This window comes from Kitasatospora sp. NPDC059462, assembly GCF_042749955.1.
In the GTDB taxonomy this organism is placed as follows: Bacteria; Actinomycetota; Actinomycetes; order Streptomycetales; family Streptomycetaceae; genus Kitasatospora.
Window position 1 is genome coordinate 1 of the sequence record NZ_JBHYUU010000167.1, and the last position, 9,235, is coordinate 9,235.

The following is a 9,235-nucleotide window of genomic DNA, read 5'->3' on the forward strand; positions in this document are numbered from 1 at the left end:
CTCGTGTCGTGGCACCCCGGCGGGTCCCTTTCCGGCGGACGGCCGCACCCGTGCCGGGCGCGCCGCCGCCGATGACGCCGGTCGCACCGCGACCGGTCACACCGCGACCGGTCGAACGGCGATCGGTCCCACTGCGGTCGGTCACACCGCGGCGGGCTCCGCGGCGGACCGTCCCGGCCGCAGGAGCAGCAGGTAGGACGCCGCCGCGAGCAGCGAGCAGCCGAGCACGACGAGCGCGAGCAGCACCGCCGAGGGGTTCCCGCCCAGGCTGCTGAGCGGGGCGACCACGGCGCCGCAGAGGAAGTTGGCGGTGCCGAGGAGGGCGGAGGCCGAGCCGGCGGTCTGCGGGGCGACCACGCTCAGCGCCCGGGCGGCCGAGTTCGGCAGCACGATGCCGAGGCCCGCCATCATCACGAACAGCGAGGCGCAGACGGCGGCCAGCCCGAGGTCCCAGACGGCGGTGGCCAGGACCAGGAACGTCCCGGCGGCGATCAGGACCGCCAGGCCCGTCCGCATCAGGGTGGCGGCGGCGAAGCGGGGGGCGAGCACCCGCCCGTTGACCTGGGTGGCGGCGACGATGGCCACCGAGTTGAGCCCGAACAGCAGGCTGTAGGTCTGCGGGGACACGTGGTAGACGTGCTGCAGCACCACCGAGGATCCGCTGATGTAGCCGAACAGCGCGCCGAAGGCGAAGGTGCTGGTCAGCAGCAGGCCGAGGAAGGGCACGTCGCGCAGCAGCCCGCCCATCGTGCGCAGGGTGGCGCCCAGGCCGCCGCCGCGCCGGGCGGACGCCGGGAGGGTCTCGCGCAGCGCGCCGAAGGCCACCAGGGTGAGCAGCAGGCCGAGCGCGGCCAGGGCTCCGAAGGTGCCGCGCCAGGAGGTGACGCGCAGCAGTTGCGCGCCGAACAGCGGGGCGAGGATCGGGGCCAGACCGGATATCAGGGTGATCGAGGCGAGGAAGCGGATCATCGCGACGCCCTCGAAGCGGTCGCGGGCGACGGCGCGGCCGATGACCAGTCCGGCGGCGCCGGCGGCGCCCTGGACGAAGCGGGCGGCGATCAGCACGGGCAGGCTGGGGGCGATCACGCAGGCGACGCTGGCGAGGGTGTAGACGACGAGTCCGGCGAGCAGCGGCGGGCGGCGGCCGAAGCGGTCGCTGAGCGGTCCGAAGAGCAGCTGGCCGGCGGCGACGCCGAACATCGAGAAGGTGAGGGTGAGCTGGACGGCGGCCGGTTCGGCGGCGAGGTCGTCGGCGATCGCGGGCAGGCCGGGCAGGTAGAGGTCGGTGGTGAGGGGGCCGAGGGCGACCAGGCCGCCGAGGACGCCGATGGTGGCGCGGCCGCCGGGGCCGCCGCCCGGCCGGGCCTTGGCGGGGCCGGAGGGGCCCGAGGGATCGGCGGGGCCGGAGGGGGCGGCGGCTTCGGCGGGGGTGAGGGAGTCGGTGCCGGTGAGGGAGTCGGCAGGAGTTGCGGAGGCGGCGGTCGACGTGTCACCGGCGGGGCCGGCGGTCGGACCAGGCATGGGGCTCCTCTCGGAACGAGCACGGCGTTCGTGCTCGCTCCGTCCTACCGCAGCCCCCGGGGCCGCCGACAGTCGGGGGTCGGCCGCCCTTCCGCCGCCGGGCGGGGTGGCCGGTCCCCGGTGACGCCGTCTCAGCGCGCGAGCCGCTCGGCCCGCAGGGCGGCCTGGACGGCGGCGCCGTCCTGCCACGCGTAGAGCTGGTTGCCGGTCAGCGTGACGTGGTAGTGCCCGCAGGAGCCGGTGACCTTGTTGGTGACGCCCTCCGGGAACCAGCCCGCCCGCAGCGAGACCGGCGCCGGGTGGTTGCCCTTGCCGGGCTCGCCGACCCGGCAGCCGGCGGGCAGCCGGCCCTCGGGGAGGGTCGCGGTCAGCAGGCGGTCGTCGCCGGTGGTGGACATCAGGTAGCGGACGGAGGAGGCGTTGTCGGGCAGCCAGGCCGGGACGGCGCGCCCGTCGGCCTTGGCCGCGCTGCCGCTGGCGTAGCTGGACTGCTCCTGGTGCCGGCCGTCGTACCACTCGGCCACCCTCGGCCCCGCCACCACGGCGGCGACGGCGACGGCCATGCCGGTGCCCGCGACTCCGAGTGCGATCCTGCCCGCGATGCCGTTCATGCCGACTGTCCTCTCCCGTGTGGTGCTGCGGTGCGTCCGGTGTCCCGGGCCCGCGACTCCGGCCCCGGTTCTCCCGGTGTGTCTCCATCCTGACCCGCGCCGGGGTGCCGGATCGTCACCGGCAGGTCGCGACCTTGCGCCGTCCTTGGGGGGTAGGCCCTCCACCTTGAGGCGTACGCGCGCCCGGCCGGTCTCGGGGTTCCCCCTGGTCGAGCCTGGCCCGCCGCGACCGGCGGCGCAGCCCGGCCGCACCCGCCCGGGTGCCGGCGGGTGCGGCGGCCACCCGGTCGCCGGATACTGCCGGGCCCGGCGCCCGGGCCGGCGCGGGGGTGTCAGAGCGCCGCCGGGACGGGGGCGGCGAGCGGGAAGGGCCGGCCGTCCAGGGTCCAGTGCGGGTCGATCGGGCGGCCGAGCGCGGCGTACACCTGGGCGGCGACGTCGGGGTGGCGGATCTCGCCGACGGGCGGGGCGGCGGGGATCCCGGGGCCGGCGCAGGCGACCCAGGCGGTGCGCTCCTCGGGCGTGCGCCCGCCGTGGCCGCCGGTGTCGACGTGGCCGTGGTCGGTGACGACGATGACCGTCCAGTCCTCCCCGGCGTACCCGGGCCGGGCGCGCAGCGCGTCCAGCAGGCGGCCGAGGCGCTCGTCGGCGGCCCGCATCGCGGTGCGGTACTCCTCGCCGCAGCCGAGGAAGTGGGCGGTCTCGTCGACGGCGCCGAGGTAGACGAAGGAGGCCTCGGGGTCGGCGTCGCGCAGCACGTCGACGGCCTCCCGGGTGACCTCCTCGTCGACGGCGTCCCAGGCCTCGGGGGTGTCCTCGGCGGGGGCGACGTAGCAGAGCCGGCCTGGGGCGCGGAACAGCGGTCCGCCGGACTCGCCGATGACCAGCGGGTCCCAGCCGGCGGCGACGAAGGTGCGGCGCCCCTCGCCGCGGGCGAGGCGGGTGGTGAAGTCGGGGAAGACGTCGAGGCGGTTGCCGCCCAGGTGGTTGCCCCACACGCCGTGCTTGGCGGGCTCGACGCCGGTGACGATGGTGGCCCAGCAGGGGCCGGACATAGTGGGCGTGGAGTCCGCGACCGTCACGGGCGCGAGGAACCCGGCCGCGGCGACCTCCGCCAGCCTCGGCATCGGCACCCGCTCCAGCAGGTCGAACCGGACGCCGTCGATCCCGACGACGAGGACGTGGGGGCGCGGCGGCGGCGGTGTGGACATGAGGGGCGGTTCCTTTCACGGTGCGGGCGTCGGCGGCGCCCGCACGGGGGCGGGCGGCGGCGACCGCGCCATGCTTCACGCCCCGCCGGGCCGCCGGGTGTCCTGGAGGGGACGGCCGGGTGGACGGGCGGCGTCCGGAATCCCCTCCTCCGCCCCGCGGCCCGCGGCGGGGCGTACGAGGCGCCGGTCGGCGGCCCGCCGCGCGGCACCACGTCCAGCACGCGGTCCGGGTCGGCGGCGCAGCAGTGGGCGGACCACGGCGGGTTCGCCTCGACCGCGGCCCGTCGTTCGGCCGGATCGTACGGGTCGAGCAGCGTTCCGGTGTCCGGGGCGACGGCGGCGGGCAGGCGCAGCGCGAGGGCGACGGCGACGGCGACGGGCAGGCGCAGCGCGAGGGCGACGGCCGGTCCGGTGAGCGGCCCCGGGCCGAGCCGGCCGAAGCGGGCGCGTCGGGGCCGATCCGCTCGCCGGTGTGCGGCAGGCGGCCGCCGTCGGCACGGACGGCGGGTGGGAGGGACTCGTCGGCGGACGGGGTAGCGGGCGAGGAAGGCGGTGTCGACCTCGAAGCGGGTGACGTAGCCGACGCCGGAGGCGGGGACGTTCCGGTCCCGGGCGATGCGGATCGCGTAGTCCTCGTTCAGCACCGGGTAGAAGATCGGCTGGTCGGGCAGGCGCGGCGGCCAGGCGCGCCAGTTCGCCGCCTCGACCAGGGCCGGCTCCTGAGGACCGGTCGGGCGCCGGAGCGTGGTGGTGGCGGGGGTGGGCGCGGTCGGGTTCGTCGGGCCGTTCATGGGCATGGGCAGGGACGGTGGCCATGAACGGCCCGGCGGCGGTACCGGATTTCGCGGTGGCGCAGGGTCGGCGGGATCGGCGGGGTCGGCGGGCTCAGCGGTAGGCGGACTCGCCGGTGATGGCCTCGCCGAGGACGAGGGTGTGGATCTCGCTGGTGCCCTCGTAGGTGAGCACCGACTCCAGGTTGTTGGCGTGCCGCAGGACCGGGTAGGCGGTGGTGATGCCGTTGGCGCCGAGCACGGTGCGGGCGCTGCGGGCGATCTCCAGGGCGGCGCGCACGTTGTTGAGCTTGCCGAAGCTGATGTGCGCCGGGCGGGCCGCGCCCTCGTCCTTGAGGCGGCCGATCCGCAGCGCGACCAGGTAGGCCTTCTCGACCTCCAGCATCATCTCGACCAGCTTCTGCTGGGTGAGCTGGAAGCCGGCGATCGGGCGCTCGAACTGGACGCGGCTCCCGGCGTAGTCGAGGGCGGCGGTGTAGCAGTCGCGGGCGGCGCCGACGGTGCCCCAGAGGATCCCGTAGCGGGCCTCGTTGAGGGAGGAGAGCGGTCCGCGCAGACCGGTGACGCCGGGCAGGACGGCGTCGGCGGGCAGGACGACGTCGTCGAAGGCGAGCGAGCTGGTCACCGAGGCGCGCAGGGACAGCTTGCCGGGCACGTCGGTGGTGGTGAAGCCGGGCGTGCCGGGTTCGACCAGGAAGCCGCGCACGCCGTCCTCGGTCTGCGCCCAGACCACCGCGACGTCGCAGATGCCGCCGTTGGTGATCCACGTCTTGGAGCCGGAGAGCACCCAGTCCGCGCCCTCGCCGGAGCCCTTGCGGCGGGCGCGGGTGCGCATGTTGGCGGGGTCGGAGCCGAAGTCCGGTTCGGTCAGGGCGAAGCAGCCGATCAGCTCGCCGGCGGCGAGGCCCGGCAGCCAGCGCTGCTTCTGCTCCTCCGAGCCGAAGGCGTGGATGGAGCGCATGGCGAGTGAGCCCTGGACGGACACGAAGCTGCGCAGGCCGGAGTCGGCGGCCTCCAGCTCCATGCAGGCGACGCCGTAGGCGACGGCGCCGGAGCCGGCGCAGCCGTAGCCGTCGAGGTGCATGCCGAGCACGCCGAGGGCGCCGAGTTCGGGGGCGAGTTCACGGGCGGGGAAGACGCCGCGCTCGAACCACTCGGCGATGTACGGGCGGATCCGGTCGTCGGCGAACCTGCGGACGGTGTCGCGGACGAGGCGCTCCTCGTCGGTGAGCAGGTCACCGACGGCGAGCAGGTCGGCGGGGTCAATCCTGGTCGGCTTCGCCATGGAAGCTCCTTGTAGTCTCGGCGGGTGCGAACCGTCGCGGCGTTGAGTACCGGCGAGTATGGCGCACCCGGCCGGCGCCGGACCGCGGACGAAGGGGTGACCATGTACACAGTCCGGCAGCTGACGGCGGAGGACCTGCGCGGTTCGGCGCAGCGGCTGGGCGACCTGCTGGCGGACACCGTCGACGGCGGCGCCTCGGTCGGCTTCCTCGCCCCGCTGGACCGCGTCGCGGCGGCCGACTGGTGGCGGGCACTGGCCCCGGACGTGGCGGCGGGGCGGCTGCTGGTCTGGGTGGCCGAACCCGGCCCGGCGGGCGGGGCGGGCAGGGAGAGCGGGTCGGGCCGGATCGCCGGGACGGTGCAGCTGCGTCCGGCGGTGACGGCCAACGGCCGGCACCGGGCGGACGTCGCCAAGTTGATGGTGCACCGGGCGGACCGGGGGCGGGGGCTGGCCGGGCGGTTGCTGGCGGCCCTGGAGTCGGCGGCCGCCGCGCGCGGGCTGCGGACGCTGGTGCTGGACACCGAGACGGACAGCCCCGCCGAGCGGATGTACGCGGCGGCGGGCTGGACCAGGGTCGGCACGGTGCCGGACTTCGCGACCGATCCGGCGGGGGTCCCGCGCGGGACGACCGTCTTCTACAAGCCGCTGGGCGGCGCGGGGGCCGCGTCGCCGCGCTGACGCTCCCGCGCAGGGCGGGGCGTGGAACGAACCGGAAGGGTGGTGGACCGTGGGCCGGTGGGCCGTGGTCGTGCAGGAGACCGAGGGCATCGGGGAGAACCGGATCTGGGGTCCGAAGGTGCTCGCCGAGGTGGAGGGCGGCCGGGAGGACGCACTCGCCGAGCTGCGGCGGATCGTGCCCGGGTACACCCCGCAGCACCCGTTCAACGGGCGGCGGCGCCGGCTGCTGCGGGACGGCGACGACTACCTGCTGATCACCGAGGGGAGCATGCGGGACTACCACTGCGTGTTCACGGTGTGGGAGCTGCTGTGGGACAGCGAGCGGCCCGAGGTGCAGCGCGACCGGCTCGCGGAGGCCGGGGGCGGGGCCGGCTGAGCGGCGGGGAGCGGCCGCCCGGCGGGTGGTCAGGAGACGCCGCAGAGGCGGAGCAGCGCGGTGGTCGCGGCGGCCGCGACGACCACCAGCGGGAACGGCGCGCGGCGCACCGCGAGCAGGCCCGCGACCAGGACGCCGGCCGGCCGGGCCCAGCCGGCGAAGCCGTGGCCCTGGGTGAGCGCGCCGGTGGCCACCAGGGCGACCAGCAGCACGGCGGCGGAGACGGTGAGCAGGTGGCGCAGGCGGTCGGAGACGGTGAGGCGGTCGCCGAGCAGCGGTCCGGCGACCCGGAAGGCGTAGGTGCCGGCGGCGAGCAGCAGGATGGCGGTCAGGGGCATCAGCGGACCTCCTCGGCGAGGCGCACGGCACGGCCGGGGGCGGCCCCGGCTTCCTCGTGGCCGGCTCCGGGCGCCCCGGCCGTCGGTGCGTCAGGAGCGTCAGGTGTGTCAGGAGCGGCCGGGGTGGCCGGGCGGGCGGCGAACAGCAGGCCGGCGAGCGCGAGCAGCACCGGCAGGCCCGCCGGGACGTACGGGGTGGCGGCCACCGCGACGGCGGCGCCGGCCAGGGCGGCGGTGCGGGTGCGGCGCTCGCCGAGCGCGGGCAGGACGAGGGCGAGCAGCACGGCGGGGAACGCGGCGTCCAGGCCGAGGGCGTCGGTGTCGCCGATCAGCCCGCCGGCGGCCGCGCCGACCACGACGGAGACGTTCCAGATCACGAACAGGGCCAGGCCGCTGATCCAGTACGCGGCGCGGCGCCGCCGGGGCTCGGACTGCAGCAGGGTGAACGCGGCGGACTCGTCGGTCAGCAGCTGGGCGCCGAGCAGCCGGCGCCACCGGGGGCCGTCCAGGACGTCGGTGACGGTGAAGCCGAAGGGCAGCAGGCGGGCGTTGAGGACGACACCGGTGACGACGGCGGCGAGCGGGCCGCCGCCGGAGAGCACGATGCCGACCGCGGCGAACTGCGAGCCTCCGGCGAAGACCAGCACGGACATGGCGACGGGCACCCAGAGCGGGAGGCCGCCGGAGACGGAGATCGCCCCGAACGAGGCGCCGACCAGGGCGTCCGCGAGGCAGACCAGGGCGATGTCGCGCAGGGTGGCGCGTTCGAGGGTTCGAAGGAGCGAACGCATGTCCAGTAGAATGAACGCCATGAAGGTCGTTCGTCAAGGCGAACGCCTGGCAGTGTGGAGCGAACGCGGATGAGTGGACACAACGGTGCGAACCCCTCGGGGGGCGAGCTGATCGAGCTGATCGCGGCCTCGATCCGGCGTGAGCGCGAGCGCGCCGGGCTGTCGATGGCCGAGCTGGCCCGGCGGGCGGGGATCGCCAAATCGACGCTCTCGCAGCTGGAGTCGGGCGCCGGCAACCCGAGCGTCGAGACGCTCTGGGCACTCGGCGTGGCCCTGGACGTGCCGTTCAGCCGGCTGGTCGACCCGCCCCGCCCGGTGGTCCGGGTGGTGCGGGCCGGCGAGGGCCCGGTCACCCACTCGGAGCGGGCCGACTACGCCGCGACCCTGCTCGCCTCCTGCCCGCCGAACGCCCGGCGCGACATCTACCGGATCGACGCCGAGCCGGGCGAGACCCGGGCCTCCGACCCGCACATGCCGGGCACCGTCGAGCACGTGCTGCTGGGTGCCGGCCGGGCGCTGGCCGGTCCGACGCAGGCGCCCGTCGAACTGGGCCCGGGCGACTACGTCAGCTACCCCGGCGACGTGCCGCACGTGTTCCGGGCCCTGGCGCCGGGCACCCTCGCGGTGATCGTGATGGAGCACGTCTGACGGGCCGCCGGGCGGCGGCGCCCTCACCTGCACCCGAACGGGTGAACCTTGCCGGGTCGCCGGTGGGCTCATAGGTTGATCGTGATCGCCACCCCCGGTCACCCCCGCGCACCCGCGCCCGCTCACCCCCGGAGGCCCCGCCGTGCCCGCGCCCGCTCCCCTGGCCGTCGCCGTCTCCCAGCCCGCCTGCCACCCCTCGGGGCGGCCCGAGACCGTCGCGGTCAACGTCGAGCGGCACGCCGCCGCGGTCCGCGCGGCCGGGGCGGTGCGCCTGGTGGTGTTCCCGGAGCTCTCGCTGACCGGCTACGACCTGGCCGCGCCCGCCGTCGACCCGTCCGACGAACGGCTCGCGCCCCTGGTCGCCGCCTGCGCGGGGACCGGCGCCACCGCCCTCGTCGGCGCACCGGTGGCCGCGGCCGACGGCCGCGCGTACATCGCCACGCTCGCCGTCACCGGCGCGGGCGCCACGGTGGTCTGCCGCAAGACCAACCTCTACGGGCGCGAGTCCGACCGCTTCACCGCCGCCGACCGGCCGTCCGTCCTGGAGCTGGACGGCCGGCGGCTGGGCCTGGCGATCTGCGCGGACGCCGCCGACCCCGGGCACGCCCGGCGGCTGGCCGCGCTCGGCGCCGACGCCTACGTCGCCTCCACGCTGTACGGGGCGGGCGCCGAGGCCCTGGCCACCAAGGAGGCCCGGTACCCCGCGCGCGCGGCGGACAACGGCCTCTGGGTGGTGCTGGCCACCGCCGCCGGGCCGAGCGGCGAGTTCGCCGCGACCTCCGGCGGCTCGGGCGTCTGGGCGCCGGACGGCACCGAGGTCGCCAGGGCGGGCACGGCACCGGACGAGGTCGTGACCGCCGTCCTGGGCTAGGGGGTGGGGGGGGGGGGGAGGCGGCCCGCCAGCCGGCGCGGAGCGGGGGGGCCGGCTCCAGCCAACCGCCCCCCCCCCGCCGCCACACCGAGCCCCGGCGGCCCCCGGGGCGGC

The 9,235-nt window shown here is 76.8% G+C and carries 10 protein-coding genes and 1 pseudogene; 4 read left to right on the top strand and 7 right to left on the bottom strand.

Going from position 1 to position 9,235, the window contains the following annotated elements:
- Positions 1 to 141: 141 nt before the first annotated feature.
- The 5 genes and pseudogenes from ACFXAM_RS30565 to ACFXAM_RS30585 form a co-directional block, all read right to left on the bottom strand.
- Positions 142 to 1,521: a multidrug effflux MFS transporter gene (locus tag ACFXAM_RS30565; protein ID WP_380296137.1), complete on the bottom strand. Its 1,380-nt coding sequence runs from the start codon at positions 1,519 to 1,521 to the stop codon at positions 142 to 144.
- A 131-nt stretch (positions 1,522 to 1,652) separates the two neighbouring features.
- On the bottom strand, positions 1,653 to 2,132 hold the full coding sequence (locus ACFXAM_RS30570; protein ID WP_380296139.1) for a hypothetical protein: 480 nt from the start codon (positions 2,130 to 2,132) through the stop codon (positions 1,653 to 1,655).
- Positions 2,133 to 2,464: 332 nt separating this feature from the next.
- Positions 2,465 to 3,343, bottom strand: coding sequence for an alkaline phosphatase family protein (locus ACFXAM_RS30575; RefSeq protein WP_380296141.1), 879 nt, complete (start codon positions 3,341 to 3,343; stop codon positions 2,465 to 2,467).
- Between the two features lie 521 nt (positions 3,344 to 3,864).
- Positions 3,865 to 4,134, bottom strand: a pseudogene (locus ACFXAM_RS30580) (ADP-ribosylation/crystallin J1); the annotation flags it as partial.
- Positions 4,135 to 4,228: 94 nt separating this feature from the next.
- A complete protein-coding gene (locus ACFXAM_RS30585; RefSeq protein WP_380296142.1) occupies positions 4,229 to 5,419 on the bottom strand; it encodes an acyl-CoA dehydrogenase family protein in 1,191 nt (396 codons plus the stop codon).
- A 102-nt stretch (positions 5,420 to 5,521) separates the two neighbouring features.
- Between ACFXAM_RS30585 and ACFXAM_RS30590 the strand changes: the two genes are divergently transcribed.
- Positions 5,522 to 6,097: a GNAT family N-acetyltransferase gene (locus ACFXAM_RS30590; protein ID WP_380296144.1), complete on the top strand. Its 576-nt coding sequence runs from the start codon at positions 5,522 to 5,524 to the stop codon at positions 6,095 to 6,097.
- Between the two features lie 49 nt (positions 6,098 to 6,146).
- Entirely contained in the window at positions 6,147 to 6,473 is a 327-nt protein-coding gene (locus tag ACFXAM_RS30595) for a hypothetical protein (RefSeq protein ID WP_380296145.1), read from the top strand.
- 29 nt (positions 6,474 to 6,502) lie between these two features.
- On the opposite strand, the gene ACFXAM_RS30600 is transcribed toward ACFXAM_RS30595, so the two are convergent.
- Positions 6,503 to 6,811, bottom strand: a complete 309-nt coding sequence (locus ACFXAM_RS30600) for an AzlD domain-containing protein (RefSeq protein ID WP_380296146.1) — start codon at positions 6,809 to 6,811, stop codon at positions 6,503 to 6,505.
- Positions 6,811 to 7,602 (bottom strand): AzlC family ABC transporter permease, encoded by a 792-nt coding sequence (locus ACFXAM_RS30605; protein ID WP_380296148.1) that lies wholly within the window; start codon positions 7,600 to 7,602, stop codon positions 6,811 to 6,813. Before ACFXAM_RS30605 ends, ACFXAM_RS30600 begins: the two co-directional genes overlap by 1 nt.
- Before the next feature lie 69 nt (positions 7,603 to 7,671).
- Here ACFXAM_RS30605 and ACFXAM_RS30610 point away from each other — a divergent pair, with 69 nt between their 5' ends.
- Together ACFXAM_RS30610 and ACFXAM_RS30615 are read left to right on the top strand one after the other, a co-directional pair.
- Positions 7,672 to 8,250 carry a helix-turn-helix domain-containing protein gene (locus ACFXAM_RS30610; protein WP_380296150.1) on the top strand — a complete coding sequence of 193 codons (579 nt, stop codon included), beginning with the start codon at positions 7,672 to 7,674 and terminating at the stop codon, positions 8,248 to 8,250.
- A gap of 142 nt (positions 8,251 to 8,392) precedes the next feature.
- Positions 8,393 to 9,121 (top strand): carbon-nitrogen hydrolase family protein, encoded by a 729-nt coding sequence (locus tag ACFXAM_RS30615; RefSeq protein WP_380296151.1) that lies wholly within the window; start codon positions 8,393 to 8,395, stop codon positions 9,119 to 9,121.
- Positions 9,122 to 9,235 lie beyond the last annotated feature (114 nt).